General features: G+C 67.7%; 17 protein-coding genes and 2 tRNA genes. 17 read left to right on the forward strand and 2 right to left on the reverse strand.

Going from position 1 to position 18693, the window contains the following annotated elements; all coding sequences use genetic code 11:
• The first annotated feature begins 55 nt into the window (after positions 1-55).
• The 13 genes from ACZK13_RS07155 to ACZK13_RS07215 all read left to right on the forward strand — a co-directional run bounded on the left by ACZK13_RS07155 (position 56) and on the right by ACZK13_RS07215 (position 13341).
• Positions 56-2455 (forward strand): DNA internalization-related competence protein ComEC/Rec2, encoded by a 2400-nt coding sequence (locus ACZK13_RS07155; RefSeq protein ID WP_253143283.1) that lies wholly within the window; start codon positions 56-58, stop codon positions 2453-2455.
• A gap of 3 nt (positions 2456-2458) precedes the next feature.
• The gene (locus ACZK13_RS07160; protein WP_110711794.1) at positions 2459-3121 is read left to right on the forward strand and encodes a MotA/TolQ/ExbB proton channel family protein; all 663 of its coding nucleotides are present in this window, start codon (positions 2459-2461) and stop codon (positions 3119-3121) included.
• Positions 3122-3124: 3 nt separating this feature from the next.
• Complete coding sequence (locus ACZK13_RS07165; RefSeq protein ID WP_125893537.1) at positions 3125-3547, forward strand: ExbD/TolR family protein; 423 nt, start codon at positions 3125-3127, stop codon at positions 3545-3547.
• A complete protein-coding gene (gene msbA / locus ACZK13_RS07170; RefSeq protein WP_032128904.1) occupies positions 3544-5292 on the forward strand; it encodes a lipid A export permease/ATP-binding protein MsbA in 1749 nt (582 codons plus the stop codon). Before ACZK13_RS07165 ends, msbA begins: the two co-directional genes overlap by 4 nt.
• Entirely contained in the window at positions 5292-6311 is a 1020-nt protein-coding gene (gene lpxK / locus ACZK13_RS07175; RefSeq protein ID WP_253143282.1) for a tetraacyldisaccharide 4'-kinase, read from the forward strand. Before msbA ends, lpxK begins: the two co-directional genes overlap by 1 nt.
• A gap of 74 nt (positions 6312-6385) precedes the next feature.
• Positions 6386-7159, forward strand: a complete 774-nt coding sequence (gene kdsB / locus ACZK13_RS07180) for a 3-deoxy-manno-octulosonate cytidylyltransferase (protein WP_121503788.1) — start codon at positions 6386-6388, stop codon at positions 7157-7159.
• Entirely contained in the window at positions 7156-7644 is a 489-nt protein-coding gene (locus ACZK13_RS07185; protein WP_032128907.1) for a low molecular weight protein-tyrosine-phosphatase, read from the forward strand. Before kdsB ends, ACZK13_RS07185 begins: the two co-directional genes overlap by 4 nt.
• Positions 7641-9053 carry a hypothetical protein gene (locus ACZK13_RS07190; RefSeq protein ID WP_125893539.1) on the forward strand — a complete coding sequence of 471 codons (1413 nt, stop codon included), beginning with the start codon at positions 7641-7643 and terminating at the stop codon, positions 9051-9053. Before ACZK13_RS07185 ends, ACZK13_RS07190 begins: the two co-directional genes overlap by 4 nt.
• Positions 9050-10894, forward strand: a complete 1845-nt coding sequence (gene uvrC, locus ACZK13_RS07195) for an excinuclease ABC subunit UvrC (RefSeq protein WP_180837475.1) — start codon at positions 9050-9052, stop codon at positions 10892-10894. Before ACZK13_RS07190 ends, uvrC begins: the two co-directional genes overlap by 4 nt.
• An 18-nt stretch (positions 10895-10912) precedes the next feature.
• A complete protein-coding gene (gene pgsA / locus ACZK13_RS07200) occupies positions 10913-11539 on the forward strand; it encodes a CDP-diacylglycerol--glycerol-3-phosphate 3-phosphatidyltransferase (RefSeq protein ID WP_012510614.1) in 627 nt (208 codons plus the stop codon).
• 291 nt (positions 11540-11830) lie between these two features.
• Positions 11831-11906 (forward strand) — tRNA-Gly (locus tag ACZK13_RS07205).
• A gap of 137 nt (positions 11907-12043) precedes the next feature.
• Positions 12044-13150, forward strand: a complete 1107-nt coding sequence (locus ACZK13_RS07210) for an NAD(P)/FAD-dependent oxidoreductase (protein WP_478482402.1) — start codon at positions 12044-12046, stop codon at positions 13148-13150.
• Positions 13151-13265: 115 nt separating this feature from the next.
• Positions 13266-13341, forward strand: a tRNA-Gly gene (locus ACZK13_RS07215).
• A 67-nt stretch (positions 13342-13408) separates the two neighbouring features.
• On the opposite strand, the gene ACZK13_RS07220 is transcribed toward ACZK13_RS07215, so the two are convergent.
• Positions 13409-13756 carry a hypothetical protein gene (locus ACZK13_RS07220; RefSeq protein ID WP_253143281.1) on the reverse strand — a complete coding sequence of 116 codons (348 nt, stop codon included), beginning with the start codon at positions 13754-13756 and terminating at the stop codon, positions 13409-13411.
• A gap of 190 nt (positions 13757-13946) precedes the next feature.
• Here ACZK13_RS07220 and ACZK13_RS07225 point away from each other — a divergent pair, with 190 nt between their 5' ends.
• Genes ACZK13_RS07225 through ACZK13_RS07240 form a run of 4 tightly spaced genes read left to right on the forward strand, consistent with a single transcriptional unit; the run spans position 13947 to position 18196 of the window.
• Positions 13947-15410: an efflux transporter outer membrane subunit gene (locus tag ACZK13_RS07225; protein ID WP_253143280.1), complete on the forward strand. Its 1464-nt coding sequence runs from the start codon at positions 13947-13949 to the stop codon at positions 15408-15410.
• Positions 15407-16546, forward strand: a complete 1140-nt coding sequence (locus ACZK13_RS07230) for an ABC transporter permease (RefSeq protein ID WP_253143279.1) — start codon at positions 15407-15409, stop codon at positions 16544-16546. Before ACZK13_RS07225 ends, ACZK13_RS07230 begins: the two co-directional genes overlap by 4 nt.
• Before the next feature lie 10 nt (positions 16547-16556).
• Positions 16557-17285, forward strand: a complete 729-nt coding sequence (locus tag ACZK13_RS07235; protein ID WP_065722325.1) for an ABC transporter ATP-binding protein — start codon at positions 16557-16559, stop codon at positions 17283-17285.
• Positions 17282-18196: an HlyD family secretion protein gene (locus ACZK13_RS07240; RefSeq protein ID WP_478482403.1), complete on the forward strand. Its 915-nt coding sequence runs from the start codon at positions 17282-17284 to the stop codon at positions 18194-18196. The genes ACZK13_RS07235 and ACZK13_RS07240 overlap by 4 nt, the downstream gene beginning before the upstream one ends.
• A gap of 9 nt (positions 18197-18205) precedes the next feature.
• Here the strand turns inward: ACZK13_RS07240 and ACZK13_RS07245 are convergent, their stop codons facing one another.
• Positions 18206-18646 (reverse strand): hypothetical protein, encoded by a 441-nt coding sequence (locus ACZK13_RS07245; RefSeq protein ID WP_253143278.1) that lies wholly within the window; start codon positions 18644-18646, stop codon positions 18206-18208.
• Between the last annotated feature and the right edge of the window lie 47 nt (positions 18647-18693).

The following is an 18693-nucleotide window of genomic DNA, read 5'->3' on the forward strand; positions in this document are numbered from 1 at the left end:
CACGCGGGGAAATCCCCGATAGGCAACCTGCCACGTCCCTCGGCAGGCTGCTGGAATGGTTCCCGAACGTTCCGCTCCGGCACTGTTCGGCCCCGGCTGCGCCGCCGGCCTGGTGCTGGGCGCGCTGGCCTGCGTGCAGATGCCGGCACTGCTGCCGTTGTGGCTGAGCGCGGCGATGGCCGTTGCCGGCGTCACGGGCTGGCTGCTGCGCTGGCGCGGCCGCGCGTGGGCTGCAGTCCTGCTCGGCCTGGCATGGGCAACAGTGCACGGGCAGTGGGCCCTGCACGGCCAGCTTCCACCCGGTGCGCCGCCGCAGGATGTGCAGGTGCGGGGGCGGGTGGCCGATCTTCCACAGAGAGGGGCCGGCTACACACGTTTCGTGCTGCACGTGGATGACGCCGATGCGCCGCCAGTGCTGCGTGGCAAGCGCCTGCAGGTCACCTGGAACGACCCGTGGCGCGGATCGCCAGCGCACCAGGCGGAGGGCGGGCGCCATGCGGTTCGTGCGGGATCACATTGGCAGTTGTCGTTGCGCGTCCGCGCGCCACGCTCGCGGATCAATCCTGGCGGCTTCGACGGCGAACGCCATGCATTGCTGCGCGGTATTTCCGGCAATGGCACGGTGCGCGACCCCGGCGCTGCGCGTGAGCGCGCGCCTGCACAGGGCCTGCCGGCCTGGCGCGAGCGCAGCAGTGACGCCATCGCAACGCAGGTGGCACATCCTGCCGCGCGGTTCGTGCAGGCCCTGGCACTGGGCGACACGCGCGGCCTGTCCGATGCCGACTGGGAGCACCTGCGCGCGCTGGGCCTGACCCATCTGGTCGCCATTTCCGGTTTCCACGTTGGCGTGGTGGCTGGCTTTGGCGTACTGCTGTGCCGCGTGTCGTGGTGGCTGTGCCCGGTGCTGGGACGGTTCTGGCCTCGGCCGCAGGCGGCGGCATGGGGCGCGGCGCTGGCCGCAGCCGTCTATGCCGTGGCCGCCGGCGGCGCGCTTCCAACAGTGCGTGCGGCGCTGATGATCGGGCTGGTGGCACTGGCCCGTGCCGGGCGTCGCCCGGTGGGTGCGGGGCAGGGACTGGCCCTGGCCGCGATGGTGATGCTGCTGCCGGCGCCGCTGTCGGTGCTGTCGGCCGGCTTCTGGCTCAGTTTCGGGGGCGTGCTGTGGCTGCTGTGGTGCCTTCCACGAACCGGGCCGGACGGCGTCGGTGGGGGCCTGCGCGGCTTTCTGGCCGCCCAGGGCGTGGCCAGCCTCGGCCTGTTGCCGCTGTGCGTGACCCTGTTCGGCGGCACCGCGCGCTTGGGGCCGCTGGTCAATCTGCCGATCATTCCGTGGTGGACCCTGCTGGTGGTGCCGTTGTCGCTGCTGGGTACCGGCCTGCACGCGTTGCATGATGGCGCCGGGCGCTGGGCATGGCGCGCCGCCGCCTGGCTGTTCGAGCTCAGCTGGCAGGCCCTGCAGCCGTTGGCGCTGCACCCGCAGGCGATGTGGTGGTTGGCCGAGGCGCCGCGCTGGGCGCTGCCGGCGGCAGTGGCGGGGGTGTTCTGGTGGCTGCTGCCACGCGGCGCTGGCGGTACCTTGGCAGGCCTGCTGCTGTGCCTGCCGCTGCTGTGGCCCGCCCGGCATGCACCGCCTGAAGGCGAACTGGAGCTGCTGGTGCACGACGTAGGGCAGGGCACCGCGGTGCTGGTGCGTACGGCGAGGCACGCGCTCTGGTACGACGTGGGGCCGCCGACCGGCGGCGACGGCAACGAACGCATTCTGGTCCCGTCCCTGCGCGCGCTCGGACAGGGGCCGCCCCAGCAGGCGATGCTCAGCCATGACCACCTGGACCACACGGGCAGCCTGCCGAGCCTGAGAAGGCAGCTGCCCGGGCTGCAGCTGCTGGCGCCACCGGGCAGCACCATCGCCGGCGCTGCGCCTTGCCAGCAAGGGATGCAGTGGCAGTGGGACGGCGTTGAATTCCAGGTCCTGCACCCGGCACCGGGCAGCCGCCAGGCCGAGAACGAGGACAGTTGCGTGCTGCGCGTCGCCAGCCGTCACGGCGTGGTCCTGCTGCCTGGTGATATCGGCCGCCCGGCCGAGCAGGCGCTGCTGCAGGCGTCTCCGGCAGCGCTGAAGGCGGATGTGGTGCTGGTGCCGCACCATGGCAGTGGCGGCAGCTCCAGCGCGCCGTGGGTGGCCGCCGTGGCGCCACGGCTGGCGGTGGTCTCGGCCGGGCACCGCAACCGCTTCGGCCATCCACGCCAGGACGTGGTCCAGCGCTGGCAGGCGCAAGGGGCGGAAGTGCTGGCCACGGCTGATTCCGGGGCGATCCGCATATGGCTTGGCGCACAAGGGCTGCAGCTGCGTGAACAGCGTATCCACGCATCCCGGTGGTGGGATGCCGCTGGGCGGGCGCGGTCGGCTGCTATCCTATCGCCGATCGAACAAGCGGCCGTTGGGCCGGAGGGTTGAAACGTGTGGGAACTGGTCAAGGCCGGTGGCTGGCCGATGGTGCCGCTGCTGCTGTTGGGCGTACTGGCTTTGGCGATCATCCTGGAGCGTTTCTGGTCCCTGCGGCGGACTGAAGTGCTGCCGCCCGGCCTCGGCCAGGAAGTGCGCAACTGGGCCGCACGCGGCAAGCTCGACCCCGCCCACCTGCAGACCCTGCGGGCGAACTCGCCACTGGGCGCGCTGCTGGCCGCCGCGCTGGAAGCGCGCAATCGCCCGCGCGACCAGATCCGCGAGCGCATCGAAGACACCGGCCGTCACCTGGTGCACCGCATGGAGCGTTTCCTCAACGCGCTGGGCACCATCGCCTCGGCCGGCCCGCTGCTGGGCCTGCTGGGTACCGTGATCGGCATGATCCAGATGTTCCTGGGCATCCTCGACCATGGCGTGGGCGATGTGAACCAGCTGGCCGGCGGCATCGGCAAGGCGCTGGTGTGCACCGCCACCGGCATGATCGTGGCGATCCCGGCGCTGATGTTCCATCGCTACTTCAAGGGCCGCATCCATGGCTACGTGGTGGAGATGGAGCAGGAAGCCAGCGCCCTGCTGGATACGCTCGATGGCCGCCCCGGTGTGATGAACCCGACGCCGTCCGCGCGTTCGGCCAGCGCCGCTACGGCGAAGGCCTGATCGATGCGTATCGGCAACGACCGATCCCAGGATGAGCCGCATATCGACCTGGTGCCACTGATCGATGTCATCCTGGTGCTGATCATCTTCTTCGTGGTCACCACCACCTTCGATGCGCGCTCGACGCTGCAGGTGCAGCTGCCGACCGCCAGCCAGCAGCAGACCAATGAGCCGCCGCGCTCGTTGAGCGTGCTGATCAACGCCGAAGGCCGCTACTTCATCAATGACCAGGAAGTGCTGCGCAGCGACGTCGAGTCGGTCAAGCAGACCATCGCGGCCGTTGCCGGCAGCGACCGTACCCAGCCGGTGCTGTTGCGTGCCGATGCCCGCACGCCCTATCAGGCCGTGGTGACCGCGCAGGATGCGCTTGGTCAGCTCGGCTTCCGCCGTATTGCCATTGCAACAGCACCCGAGGTGCGTCCATGAGTTCCAAACACGCGCCGGTGTGGCCGATCTACAAACGTCTGCTGGGATACACCCGTGCCTACTGGGGCATGATGGTCGCCGCCGTCATCGCCATGGCGGTGGAGTCGGTAGCCGGCTACCACTTCACCAAGCTGATGGAGCCGCTGGTCAACCGTGGCTTCGTCAATCCCGAACCGAAAATGGCGGTGATCCTGCCGCTGACCATCCTTGGCCTGTTCCTGATGCGCAGCGCCGCCACCTGGGTGAGCGACTACGCGCTGGCCAAGACCGGTCGCAGCGTGGTGCGCGACCTGCGTGAACAGGTGCTGGCCAAGTACCTGCACCTGCCGTCCTCGCATTTCGATACCGAATCGACGCCGGTGATGGTCAGTCGCCTCAACTTCGATACCGAGCAGGTCACCCAGGCCAGCGCCGATGCGCTCAAGACCGTGGTTGCCGACACCCTGACCATCATCGCCATGCTGGCGGTGATGCTGCAGATGAGCGTCAAGGTGACCGTGGCCATGCTGGTGGTGGTGCCGATGATCGGCGTGATCGTGTCTTACGTGGGCAAGCGCTACCGGCGCATCAGCCGCGGTATCCAGGACGGCATGGGCACGATGGCGCAGACCGCCGAGCAGTCACTGGCGGCCCAGCAGGAAGTGAAGGTGCACGGCACCCAGCAGCATGAGATGTCGCGCTACTCGCGCCTGGCCAACCGCATGCTGGCGCTGAACATGAAGGTGGAAATCACCCGTGCCGGTGCCTCCAGCGTGGTCCAGTTCCTGGCCGCGCTGGCGCTGGCGGTGATCGTCTGGGTGTCGACCCGTGAAGCACTGGCAGGGCGCCTCAATGCCGGCCAGTTCATGGGCCTGATGATCTCGATGACGGCGATCATCCCGTCGCTGCGCCGCCTGACCAGCGTGCAGTCCTCGATCTCCCGCGGTGTGTCCGCCGCCGAGCGCCTGTTCGACATCCTCGACATGCCGGTCGAGCGCGACGAAGGCCGCAACACGGTGCAGCGCGTGCGTGGGGAACTGGCATTCGAGCACGTCATGCTGCGTTACCGCGAAGACAGTGGCATCGCCCTGGACGACATCAGCTTCGTGGCCAAGCCGGGTACGGTCACCGCCATCGTTGGTCGATCCGGCAGCGGCAAGACCAGCCTGATCCGGCTCGTGCCGCGCTTCTACGAACCCAGCGGCGGGCGTATCACCCTCGACGGGGTGGCACTGGACGACTATCCGCTGGCCGACCTGCGTCGCCAGGTGGCGATGGTCGGGCAGAAGGTCATGTTGTTCGACGACACCATCGGCGCCAACATCGCCTATGGCATGGACGCGACGGATGAACAGATCCGAGCGGCAGCTGAAGCCGCGAATGCCTGGGAGTTCATCGCACGCATGCCGCAGCAGCTGCAGACCCCGGTGGGCGAGAACGGCGCGCTGCTGTCTGGTGGCCAGCGCCAGCGCTTGGCGATCGCCCGTGCGATCCTGCGCGACGCGCCGATCCTGATCCTCGATGAAGCCACCGCAGCGCTGGACAACGAGTCGGAGCGCCTGGTGCAGGACGCGCTGCAGCGATTGATGCCCGAGCGCACCACGCTGGTCATCGCGCATCGCCTGTCGACCATCGAGCATGCAGACCAGGTGCTGGTGATGGACCACGGTCGCATCGTCGAGCGCGGTACCCACAAGGAGCTGCTCACCATGGGTGGCCTGTACCAGCATCTGCACAGCATGCAGTTCCGCGAAAGGCAGGACTGATGGCCGGCAAGGGTACCCAGACCCCGCCGTACTGGTACGACGGCACCCCGGTTCCGTGGGCGATGCGCCTGCTGGCGCCGCTGTATGCCGGCGTCACCGCGCTGCGCCGGCGCGCCTATCGGCGTGGCTGGCGCAAGCGCTACACGCTGCCGGTGCCGGTCATCGTGGTTGGCAACATCACCGCCGGTGGGACTGGCAAGACGCCGCTGACCATTGCGCTGGTGGAGCGCCTGCGTGCCGCCGGTTGGAAGCCGGGCGTGGCCAGCCGTGGCTACGGCCGCGAAGACGCCGACAAACCGCTGTGGGTACAGGCCGATACGCCGACCGCCAAGGGTGGCGACGAGCCGGTGCTGATTGCCTGGAAGACCGGCGTGCCGGTGCGCGTGGACAGTGATCGTGTTGCAGCCGGCAAGGCGCTGATCGAGGCCGGCTGCGATGTGATCGTCTGCGACGACGGCCTGCAGCACTACCGGCTGGCACGCGACATCGAGATCGAGGTGGTCGATGCGCAGCGCCGCTACGGTAATGGCCGGATGATTCCGGCCGGGCCGCTGCGTGAGCCGGTCAGCCGCGCCAGCGAGTGCGATTTCCGCGTGGTCAACCTCGGCCAGGCCGATGAGGAGACTGCAGCACAGGCCTGCGGCTTCGGCCAGTGGCCGATGGCCCTGCACATCGACAGCGCACAACCGCTGGCCGGTGGCCGTGCCCGTCCGCTGTCGTACTTCAAGGGCCAGCGCGTGCACGCCGTGGCCGGCATCGCCCACCCGCAGCGCTTCTTCGACATGCTGCGCGCGCGTGGCATCGGTGTCGTGCCGCACGCCTTCGCTGACCATCAGGCCTATCAGCCGCAGGACCTGTCCTTTGGCAGCCAGCTGCCGGTGCTGATGACCGAGAAGGACGCGGTGAAATGCCGCGCGTTCGGCAATGACTGGCACTACGCGGTCCCGCTGCGCGCCGAGCTGCCTGCCGCATTCTGGGTGGCGCTGACCGACCGCCTGGACAAGCTGCGACCGAACTGAGTGGCGCGGCGGCGCTTGCATTCATGCGCCGCCGGCCGCATTCCCGTTGTAACGAGCCTGCCGAGTACCGCCCCATGACCGAATTCGTCGTCGCCATCCCGGCCCGCTATGCCGCCTCGCGGCTGCCGGGCAAGCCGCTGCGCCCGCTGGGCGGTGAGCCGCTGGTGCTGCACGTGGCGCGTCGCGCGCTGCAGGCCGGTGCCGGCGAGGTCTGGGTCGCTACCGACGATCAACGCATTGCCGACGCACTGTCCGGTCTGGCCGAAGTGAAGGTGGCGATGACCGCCACCTCGCATGCCTCCGGTACCGACCGCCTGGCCGAGTGCGCGCGCATCGCCGGCTGGGCCGATGACACCGTCGTGGTCAACCTGCAGGGCGACGAGCCGTTCGCGCCGGCGGCGGGTATCCGCGCGGTGGCCCAGGCACTGGTTGAAGGCAATGCGCCGATGTCGACCCTCGCCACGACCGTAGAAGACGCGCATACCCTGTTCGACCCGAACGTGGTGAAGCTGGTGCGCAACGTGCGCAACGAGGCGATGTACTTCAGCCGCGCCCCGATCGCCTGGCACCGCGATGGCTTTGCCCGCAGCCGTGACACGCTGCCGGCCGGTCACAACTGGCTGCGCCACATCGGCATCTACGGCTATCGCGCCGGTTTCCTGCAGCAGTTCGCGGCGATGCCGCCGGGCCAGCTGGAGCAGGTCGAATCGCTGGAACAGCTGCGCGTGCTGGAAGCGGGTTTCCCGATCAGCGTGGCGATCTCGCCCGAACCGTTCCCGCCGGGCATCGACACGCCCGAGGACCTGGAACGCGCCGAAGCATTGCTGCAGACGCTGGCTGCCCGATGAAGCTGCTGGTCGTCTGCCTCGGCAACATCTGCCGTTCGCCGATGGCCGAAGGTGCGCTGCGCGCGCGCCTGGACGCTTCGCCGCTGGCTGGTCGGGTGCAGGTCGATTCGGCCGGCACCGGCGACTGGCATGTGGGCGAGCCACCGGACCGGCGAGCGATCGCCTGCGCGGCCGGGCATGGCGTGGACATCGGCGGCCTGCGCGCGCGCCAGCTGCAGGTCGCGGATTTCGACCGCTTCGACTGGATCCTGTGCGCCGATGAGGCCAACCTGCGCGATGCGGGTCGCTTGGCCACACCCGCCCAGCGCGAACGCCTGGCGCTGTACCTGCCGTGGTCCGGCGGGCAGGGCAGGGGTGCGATCCCGGACCCGTATACCGGCGGCAGTGAGCATTTCGAACAGGTCTGGACATTGGTCGACGATGCTGCAAAACGTGCCGTGGCACGACTGTTGCATGACGCCGACTCCGGCATAATCGGGCCATGAACGTCCAGCCCGTCCCGGACCTGCCCGAGTTCGCCACCTGGCTCAACGCCACCCCCTGCACCCTGACCGAACTGCGCGGTCGGCCGGTGGCGCTGTTGTTTGTCAACGCCGCCTCCGCCTGGAGCGCGCAACGCCTGGCCGAGTTCGGCCAATGGCTGTCGCGCCACCCCGGCAAGCTGCAGCCGCTGGTGCTGCAGGTGCCGCGCTTCGATTTCGAACGCGAGGCCGGCGCCGCACTGAAGCTGCTGCGTCGCCAGGGCCTGACGATGCCGGTCCTGCTCGATGCCGACTGGGATGGCTGGCGCCGCTTCGGCATCACCGCCTGGCCGACCCTGGTGCTGCTGGATGCGCAGGGCCGCGAACAGCAACGGCTGGTCGGGCAGGGCGCACCCGGCGAACTGGAGCGTGCCTTGAACGCGCTGTGCGAGGGCGCGCCGTCGGCGCCGCCGCGCGGTGGCAGCGAACTGCATCCGGAGCCGCGCCACGCGCTGCGCTTCCCGCTCGGCCTGGCGGTCAGCACCGAACGCCTGTACATCGCCGACAGCGGCCATCATCGCATCCTCGAATGCAGCCACGGTGGCCGCATCCTGCGCCAGTTCGGGCTGGGCACCGCCGATTTCATGGACGGCAACCTCGCCGAAGCCGCGTTCCACCGCCCGCAGGCGCTGGTGCTGGAGCGCGATTCGCTGTACGTCGCCGACACCGGCAACCACGCGGTGCGTCGTATCAACCTGCTGACCGGGATCGTCGATACCCTGTGCGGCAACGGCCGTCCCGGTGCACCGATGGAAGGCCCGGTCGCGCAGGCGCGGCAGGTTGCGCTGGACCATCCTGTCGGCCTGGCCATTGCCGACAATCAGCTGCAGATCGCCATGGCCGGCGACAACCGCATCTGGAGCTACCACCTGGGCCAGCGCAGCCTGCAATGGCGCGCGGGCAGTGGTTCCATCGACGAGCGCGATGGCAGCGGGCATCTGGCCGCCTTCGCCCAACCCACCGCGTTGGCCGTGGTGCAGCAGGTGCTGTACGTGGCCGATGCGCTGGGTTCCTCGATCCGCGCGCTGCAGTTGCGCGGCGATCTTGTGCAGACCCTGGTCGGGCAGGGGCCGTGGCGCTTCGGTAGCGAAGACGGTCCGCGTTCGGACGCCAGCCTGCAGTTCCCACAGGCGATCGCGCTCAGCCCGGATGCGCCGCTGTTGTGGATTGCCGATACCGGCAACGGCCGCCTGCGCACGCTGCGCCTGGGCGGTGGCGAACTGACCACCCAGCCGTTGCCACGACGCCTGCATGGCCCCGCCGGCCTGGCGGTGGGGGCCGGTGCGGTATGGATCGCCGAGACCGACGCCCATGCCGTGCTGCGATTCGACCCGGATAGCGGCGTGCTCAGCGAAGTCCCGATCAGCGAATGACAGACGTTCCCGCCCCGGCCTTCGACGGCAAGGCCTTCGCGGCCCAGCTCAGTACCGCCCCTGGCGTGTACCGCATGTACGCCGCCGACGACACGTTGCTGTACGTGGGCAAGGCGCGCGCGCTGCGCAACCGTGTCGGCAGCTATTTCAACGGCAGCCCGAAGAACGCGCGGATCATGTCGATGATCTCGCAGATCGCGCGCATGGACGTGACCGTGACGCGCTCGGAAGCCGAGGCGCTGCTGCTGGAGAACCAGCTGATCAAGTCGCTGTCGCCGCGCTACAACGTCTCGCTGCGCGACGACAAGACTTATCCGCATGTGCTGCTGACGCGCGAGGACTGGCCGCGCATCGCGCTGCATCGTGGTCCGCGTGCCATTCCCGGTCGCTATTTCGGGCCGTATCCCGGGGTCACCGCGGTGCGTGAAACGCTGAACCTGATGCACAAGCTGTTCAAGCTGCGCAGCTGCGAGGACAGCGTGTTCCGCAACCGCTCGCGGCCGTGCCTGCAGTACCAGATCGGCCGCTGCAGCGCGCCCTGCGTGGAGCTGGTGCCGGCGCCGGACTACGCCGAATCGGTGCGTCGCGCCGCACTGTTCCTGGAAGGCAAGAGCGACGAGTTGACCCGCGAACTGGGCGAGCAGATGCAGGCCGCCAGCGAGGCACTGGAGTTCGAGCAGGCCGCGCGCCTGCGCGACCTGATCTCCTCGCTGCGCAGCATGCAGACCCGCCAGTACGTGGATGGCCGTGCCGCGGATCTGGACGTGCTGGCGGTGGCCATGCAGGGTTCGCAGGCCTGCGTGCTGCTGCTGGCTTTCCGCGATGGCCGCAACCTCGGTACCCGCCCGTTCTTCCCACGCACCAACGGTGAAGAAAGCCCGGAGGAAGTGCTGGCCGCGTTCGTCTCGCAGTACTACATCGAATTCGAGCCGCCGCGCGAGATCCTGCTGGACCGCGAGATTCCCGATGCCGACCTGCTGGTCGCCGCGCTGTCAGCCTCGGCCGAGCGCAAGGTGCAGCTGAAGTGGAACGTGCGTGGCGAACGCGCCGGCTATGTGGAACTGGCCAGCCGCAACGCGCAGCTGACCCTGGCCACCGAGCTCAACAGCCGCAACGCGCAGCATGCGCGCAGCGACGCACTGCGCGAGATGCTGGGCCTGGCCGAGCCGGTCAAGCGGGTCGAGTGTTTCGATATCAGCCACACCCTGGGCGAGGCTACCGTGGCCTCGTGCGTGGTGTTCGACGCTGCCGGTCCGGTGCGCGCGCAGTATCGCCGCTTCAACATCAGCGGCATCGAGCCGGGCGATGACTACGCCGCCATGCGCCAGGCCATCGACCGCCGCTTCCGCCGTGCGGTGGAAGAGCAGGGCGTGCTGCCGGACGTGCTGCTGATCGACGGCGGCGCCGGGCAGCTGGCGCAGGCCCAGGCCGCACTGGCCGACCTGGGCGTGGAAGGCGTGCTGCTGGTGGGTGTGGCCAAGGGCGTGGAGCGCCGCGCCGGCCACGAAGCCCTGGTGATGCCTGATGGCCGCGAGCTGCGCCCGGGCGCGGCCAATCCGGCACTGCAGTTCATCCAGCAGGTGCGCGATGAGGCGCACCGCTTCGCCATCACCGGCCACCGCGGCCGCCGCCAGAAGGCGCGGATGACCAGCAAGCTGGAGGACATCCCTGGTATCGGGCCGCGCCGCCGCGCCAGCCTGCTCAAGCATTTCGGCGGTCTGGTCGGCCTGAAAGCCGCTGGTGAAGCGGAAATCGCCAAGGTGGAAGGCATCAATGACGCCCTCGCGGCACGTATCTACGCTAACCTGCACGGGTTGGCCACGCCTGATCCGGCCGAGTAGAGAGAGAAGCACGCAAGCATGAAGTTGACCCTGCCCACCTGGCTGACCTTGTTGCGGATCGTGATGATCCCGGTGCTGGTGCTGGTGTTCTACCTGCCCTACACCTGGACCAACTTCGCTTCGGCGGCGATCTTCGGCCTGGCCGCGATCACCGACTGGCTCGATGGCTGGATCGCACGCCGTTACCAGCTGGAATCGGCCTTCGGCGCCTTCCTCGACCCGGTCGCGGACAAGCTGATGGTGGCGGTGGCGCTGTTCCTGATCGTGCAGGGTCACCCGACGCCGTGGATGGCGTTCTGGGCGGCAGTCATCGTCGGCCGTGAAATTGCGGTATCGGCGCTGCGCGAATGGATGGCCGAGCTGGGCCAGCGCGCCAAGGTGCGCGTGGCGATGATCGGCAAGGTCAAGACCACCGCGCAGATGGTCGCGCTGCTCTGCCTGCTGTATTCGGTGGCACCGAACGTGCCGGTGGAAGACATCTGGATGGGCTGGCCGGTGTTCCACATCGGTGACTGGACCCTGGCCATTGCTGCCGTGCTGACCCTGTGGTCGGGCCTGCAATACCTGCACGCCGCCTGGCCGAGCCTGCGCGATGACGAGCGCGCGGCGCGCGAGCGTGCGCGGCAGAAGAAGCTGGGCAACTGAGCCCCGGGGTCGGATCCCTTTCCGCAGGAAAGGGCTCTGACCCCATCGGTGCGTTTATCCACGCATGGCGTGGATCTACTCGACACGCTGGACGGATCTACGGTGATGCCCCATCCACGCATGGCGTGGATCAACTGGAAATGCCGCATCCACGGATGATGCGGATCCATCGGTTTGCGGGGATGCCATAGTAGATCCACGCCATGCGTGGATACGCAATGCAAGGTGCCTCGCAGACCCTGAAAAAGCGCTTGACGCCATCCTTGGAATAGGTAAAATTTCGCCTCCCAAGCGGGAATAGCTCAGTTGGTAGAGCGCAACCTTGCCAAGGTTGAGGTCGCGAGTTCGAGTCTCGTTTCCCGCTCCAGATTCAAGAAAAACGCTCCCGAAAGGGGGCGTTTTTCGTTTGCGTCCAACGCGCTTCATTGCCACTTCACCGTCGCCCCATCGCCCCACCACATGAAGGTTGGATGCTGCATCCTTCGTTCCAAGGGTGACGCCGCGATGCCTCATCAATCCTCCGCCTACGATCACGACGTGGTCATCGTCGGTGCCAGTTTCGCCGGTGCCGCCTGCGCGCTGGCCGCTGCCCAATACGGCCTGCGCGTCTGCGTGCTGGAGCGCAAGGCAGATCCCGGCGAACGCCTGCACACCACCGGCATCGTGGTGAAGGAAGCGATGGAGCAGACCTGGCTGGGGCGCATGCCCGAATACCTGGTGCAACGCGTTGCCAATGTGCGGCTGTATGCGCCGAACCTGCGCAGCGTGTTGTTGGCCGCGCCGGGCTATTACTTCCTCACCACCGATACGCCGAACCTGATGCGCTGGCTGGCCAGCGAGCTGCGCGCGAACGGTGTCGACCTTCGCCTGCAGCAGTCCTTCACCGACGCCCATCGCAGTGGTGACGGCTGGCAGGTGGAAGGGGCAGGGCGCTGCGCCTACCTGGTCGGCGCTGATGGCGCACGCTCAGGCGTGGCACAACGCACCGGGCTCGGCCAGGTGCGTGACAACCTCTACGGCGTCGAACGTGAGTTTGCCGGCCTGCGGGTGACGCAGGGCGATGCGCTGCATTGCTTCGTCAGCAAGCACTACGCGCCGGGCTACATCGGCTGGGTCGCGCAGAATCCAACCGGCCTGCAGGTAGGATTGGCGCTGCGTCACGATCCGCAACAGGTACGGCCGCCGGACATCGATGGCTTCCTCGACCACGTGCGCGATGTGGTCGGCATTCCGCCTTCGGCGCGTCCCTCGGCCACCCGCGCAGGGCTGGTGCCCTGCGGCCGGCCGGATGGGCCGTTCACCGGCCAACGCGTGATCCTGACCGGCGACGCGGCGGGCATCGTCTCGCCGCTCTCCGCCGGGGGCATTCACTCCTCGTGGCGGCACGGTTGGGCGGTCGGCGAGGCGATTGCCCGCCATCTACGTGGGCAAGGGCCGGAAGCGGAACGGGTGGCGCGGCAGGTAGCGCCGGCATTCCATGGCAAGCGCCTGCTGCGCTGGGCGATGGATCATCTGCAGGCCGACTGGCCGCTCAACGCACTGCTGCACACGGCGACCACGCGGCGCATCGCCGAGCAGGTCTACTTCCATCGCCGTGGCCTGCGAACCTGAGGTATCGGTCCTGGGGGCCTGAACGCCGCCCCACAATGCACGCGAAAATTCCTGTTGACGCCGTGCAGCAATATCGACACAATAGCGCTCCTTCGACGCAGGTCGAACGGAATCTGCGGGAATAGCTCAGTTGGTAGAGCGCAACCTTGCCAAGGTTGAGGTCGCGAGTTCGAGTCTCGTTTCCCGCTCCAGATTCAAGAAGAACGCTCCCGCTAGGGGGCGTTTTTCGTTTGTCACACCGGTTGCACCACCGCCGCGCTAGCGTGCCTTGCCGGGCAGGGCGCTGCACCAGGTCCGGGCATCCTGCCGGTGGAAACCGGGGCAGCGGTTGTCCTGCGGGATGTAGACGTAGGGAGCGTCATCTTCGTAGGTGAAGTGGTAGTAGTAGGTCCGGTCCTTTCCGTACAGCCAGTAGTTCGACGAGCCCTGGTTGATGGCATATGGCTCGAACGTGAAGATCGAAGATTCACGGGGGATGAAGTTGCTGCGCTCCATCAGTAGCAGCACGGCGTTCGAGACCAGTGGGGTGGTCAGGACGAGCACGATCACACCGACAGTCGCTGTCGTGATCGAGCCAATCAGCAGCCAGCGGCGGGGGTGTTTCACGGTCGGGCAGCATCGAAGCAAGACAATGCCGCAATGTGCAATACGCTGTGAAAGTCGTCCAGTGTTCCGTGTCGAGAATGCATTGAAAGCGTAGTGAAAGACTGGGTCGGCGTTGCCTGAACCGCACGCGTGCTGTGACCTTTTTCGGACGATTTCTCCATGTTCGCTCCACAATCGCACGGTAGCCTTCATGCTCCTTCTACACGTTGGCGGGCTGGTGGTCAGGCGTATCACTTCAGTGGCAGTGCCCAAGGCCGGGCACGGACTCTCCCTGCATGCAGTGCTGCGCCCTGGTGCGTTGTTGGCAAGCCTGGCCCTGGCCGGTTGCATGTCGGTGCCTGTTCCGGACCTGCCTGACCGCACGCCCAGCACCTGGACCCAGGTGCCGCAGGGCCAGGGCGTGGCAGTGGATGCCAGACAGTGGTGGAAAGTGCTGTCCGACCCGGCACTGGATGGCCTGGTCGATCAGGCCATCGCCGGCAACCTCGACCTGCAGCAGGCCACGCTGCGCCTGCAGGCCGTTCGGATCGTCGCCGGCACTTCCGACTCGCGTTTCCTGCCGGAAATCTCGGCCAGCGCCAAGCAGGTGCAGGACGCCGCCGCCGTCGATACCTACTTCCATGCCGGCATCGAAGCGATCTGGGACCTGGGCCTGTTCGGTGCCGCCGAGAGCGCGCAGTTGAGCGCGCAGGCTTCGGCCGGCAATGCCGAGGCGCTGCGCAATGCCGCGCAGGTGGCGGTGATTGCCGACGTGGTGCGCAGCTATCTGGACCTGACCGTTGCACAGGCCCAGCAGGACCTGCTGGCCCGCCAGCAATCGGTGGATGACCGCGGCGAGCACCTGGCCCTGGTCCGCCAGCGCCTGCGCCTGGATGAGCCGGGCGAACTTGATCGCCTGCGTGCACGCCAGGCCGCCACCCACGCCGCCATCGCACAAGCCCGGGAAAACGCCGACAACGCCGCCCGTGCGCTGGCATTGTTGCTGGGCCGTGATGGCCCGGATCCGGCTTGGCGCGCCTATCGCTCGCCGCCGAAGCTGGGCACGTTCTCGCTGCAGCAGGTACCGGCCGATCTGCTGCGCCACCGCCCGCAGATTCTGCTGGCCGAATCTGAAGTGATGCAGGCCGCGGCGAGCAAGGGCTCCGCACGTGCCGCGATGTATCCGCGGGTCAGTCTTGGTGGCTCGATCCTGTACGCCTACAACCTCACCCAGAACGCCCGCTCCAACTCCGATTCCAGTCCGTCGATCGGCCCGTACGTCGATATCCCGCTGTGGGATTGGGGCCAACGCCGTGCACGTTTCCATGCCGACGAAAAGCAGCTGGATGCTGCACTGCTCGGTTACCGCAAGGCGGTACTGGAAGGCGTGAGCGAAGTGGAGGGCGCGCTGGGCAGCCTGGCGCGCCAGGACAGCAGCATCCAGTCGCTGCGTGCGGCCAATGATGCCGCCGGCCAGCAGGTCAAGCGCCAAGCGCGGCAGGTGCAGCTGGGCCTGTCCAGCGAGTTCGATGGACTGGATACGCAGCGTGCCGCGCTCGCCTCGCAGGCTGATCTGATCGGTGCGCAGGGCGCACGCGTGCTCGCGTTTGCTTCGCTGTACCGCGCCCTCGGTGGCGCACCGCTGCCGGTCGAAGCCGAGGACGCGTCGCAATGATTGCGCTGGCCCGAAAGACCCTGGCCTATGAGTGGCGCCGGTTCCTGCCGGTAGTGCTGGCGATGTGCTTCGCTGGCGTGCTGCTGATCGTGCAGGCGGCGCTGGTGCTGGGTATCTTCGGTACCGCCGCGATCTACGTGAAGGCATCTTCGGCTGATATCTGGGCCGGTTTCCCCGGCACCCAGAGCGTGAACTACGGCCATGCAATCAGTGCGGATGTGGAAAGCCACCTGCGCATGGATCCGGATGTCACCCGCGTCGAACCCTACGAGTGGGTCGATGGCGAATGGCGCTCCAGCGCGCAGGGTACCGGTAACGTTTCTGTGTATCTGTCCGGCATCTCCACCCAAGGCGACGCGATGATGTTCGCGCGCATCCTGCCCGCCGACCTGCGCGCGCAGCTGCGCGAACCCGGTGCGGTGATCGTCGATAGCGCCGATCTGGATACGCTGGGCGTGGACCTGCAGAACAACCGTGCGTGGATCAATGGCAAGGCAGTGCGCGTGGTCGCGGCACAACCGGGCCTGCGTGGCCTTGGTGGCGTCAACGTGCTGGCCTCGCTGGATACCGCGCGCGCCATCGCGAGTACCGATCCGCACGAGGGCAGTACCTATTTCGTGGCGGGCCTGCGTTCGCCGGACCTGGCCGACCGTGTGCGCGACCGCCTGGCCACGTCGATGGGGCAGGCCACGCCGGTCGAGTTCTGGACCGCACCGGAGTTCGCCAGCCGCTCGCAGCAATACTGGCTGTTCGATACCGGTGCCGGCATCGCAGTGTTGTTCATGGCCGTCATCGTCTGCTTCGTCGGCGCGGTGATCACCAACCAGTCGTTTGCTTCGGTGGTGGCCGGTTCGGTGCGCGAGTACGCCACGCTCAATGCACTCGGTGCCGGGCGCTATGCGCTGGCGCGGGTGGTGTTCGAGCAGGCGCTGCTGATCGGCGGCGTGGGCATGTTGCTGGCGGCGGCGTTCAGTACCGTCGTGCTGTTGATCGCACAGACCCAGCGCGTGCCGGTGCAGCTGACACCGATGGTGATCATCGGTTGCGTTGCACTGGTCGCGGTGATGGCCATGCTGTCGAGCATCATGGCGGTACGCAGTGTCGTCCGCTCCGATCCATCGTTGCTGTTGCGTTGAGGACCGGCCGATGACTTCCATACGCGCCGTCGCCCCGACCCTGCAGGCCGACGCACTTGAAAAGGGTTTCATGTCCGGCGATGTACAGGTGCCGGTGCTGCGCGGCCTGTCGCTGGACATCTATCCCGGCGAGCTGACGCTGGTGTCGGGCCCGTCCGGCTGCGGCAAGAGCACCCTGCTGTCGTTGCTGTCTGGGTTGTCTGCGCCCGATGGCGGCCGCGTGCACGCACTCGGGCAGGATGTGGGCCACATGACGCGCAGTGAGGTGGAGCGCTTCCGCCTGCACCATGTCGGCTTTGTGTTCCAGGGCTTCAATCTGTTCCCGGCGCTGACTGCACTGGAACAGGTGCAGCTGCCGCTGGGCTATCGCGGCATGAGCAATCGCGAAAGCGAACCGCTGGCGCGCAAGGCATTGGACGAGGTCGGCCTGACCCATCGCAGCCACATGCGTCCGGCGCAGCTGTCCGGCGGTGAGAAGCAGCGTGTGGCCGTCGCCCGCGCCTTCGCCAAGTCGCCGACGCTGATCTTCGCCGACGAACCGACCAGTGCGCTGGATGCCGAGAATGGCCAGCGCGTGATCGACATCCTGCATCGCTACGCACGTGCGCATGGCGCCACCGTGCTGTGCGTGAGCCACGATCCGCGCCTGATCCGGCATGCCGATCGGGTGATCGCCATGGAAGACGGCATGGTCCGTGATGACCGCCGCCAGAACGAAACTGTAGAGTCCGCCCCATGACCAAGACGTCGCACCTGCTTCCCCTCAGCCTGGCCCTGTCCGCGGCATTGCTGCTCGGCGCCTGTTCCAAAGAGGCGCCCGCCCAGGCATCCGCCGGTAAGGCCAGCACTGCTGCCGCCGCCAAGGTTGCGGTCGCGCGCGGCATCATCGACGTCGAGGGCGGTTTGATCGCGCTGGCACCGCCGGTGGATGGCTCGATCACTGCCGCGCCGGTGAAGGAGGGCGCCACGGTGAAGAAGGGACAGCTGCTGCTGTCGCTGGATGGCGCCCTGCTGCAGCAGGAGGTGGCGATGGCCACTGCCGATCTCGCTTTGGCCAATGACCGCCTGAAGGGCAGCCAGGCGCAGCTGCGCGAACTGGAGCGCAATGCGACTCGCCTGTCCACCGGCGCCAGCGAAGGCGTGTCGTCCAACCAGCAGGCCGATGCAGCCAAGCAGCAACTGGCCGGTGTGCGCGCCGATGTCGACGTGGCTGGTGCGCAGGTCGACATGGCCCAGCACAAGCTGGAGCACGCCAGACTGAAACTGCAGCAGATGTCGCTGAGCGCACCGGAGGCCGGCACCGTGGTCGGCCAGGTGCCGGGACTCGGTGCATTCGTGCAGGGTGGCAAGCCATCGATCTCGCTGCTGCCGGCACGCCCGCTGCAGGTGCGTGCCGAACTCAGTGCTGCCTACGCCGATGCCGTGCAGGTGGGCATGAAGGCCACCGTGGTGCCGGACAGCGATGGCGCCGAGAACACCGGCTCACTGCCACCCGCGCGCGTGGTGCGCATCAGTCCGGTGTTCGCGCAGGCACGCTTGCCCGAAGACGCGGGGCGCGGCGTGGCCAAGGTGGTGGAGTGTGTGCTGGAGTTCGACGGCGAGGCCAAGGCGCGCTTCGGCCAGCATGTGCGGGTGGAGTTCCGGAAGTAGGCGCTGGCCTCAGTTCCCGAGCCAGCGTCGCAGGCGAGGCCAGAGTGAGGCCGGCACAACCACGAGCAGTGCCAGCAGCAGGATGGTGCTCATGCCGAGCAGCCAGTTCGAGTGGACGTCGCGCACGGGGGATTGATGCATGGCAGCCAAGCCCCATAGGACGTTCCACCCCAGCCATGGAATGAGGCTGATCAGGATCCGCAGCCACAGGCGGCGGAACCGCCATGGCTGCACAGCCAGGCCCAGCGCTGTCATTTCCACGAGGACGATCAGCGCGAACGTGATCACCGAGCCGATGGGATAGGGCAGTGTCCCGGACTCGGTGTGACGCAGTTGCCAGTAGTCTGGCTTGAAGCCGGCATGGATGAGCGCGGCAACCAGCAGTAGCCAGATGAGTGATGCCAGCAGCCAGAAGGAAGGGGGAGCACGGAATGCGATGGGCAGGGGCACGATGCAGGCGTTCGTCGCTGGCGGATCCTCAACCTTCCTGCATCGGC

The sequence above is a fragment of the Stenotrophomonas sp. 99219_Sma genome, from assembly GCF_056480785.1.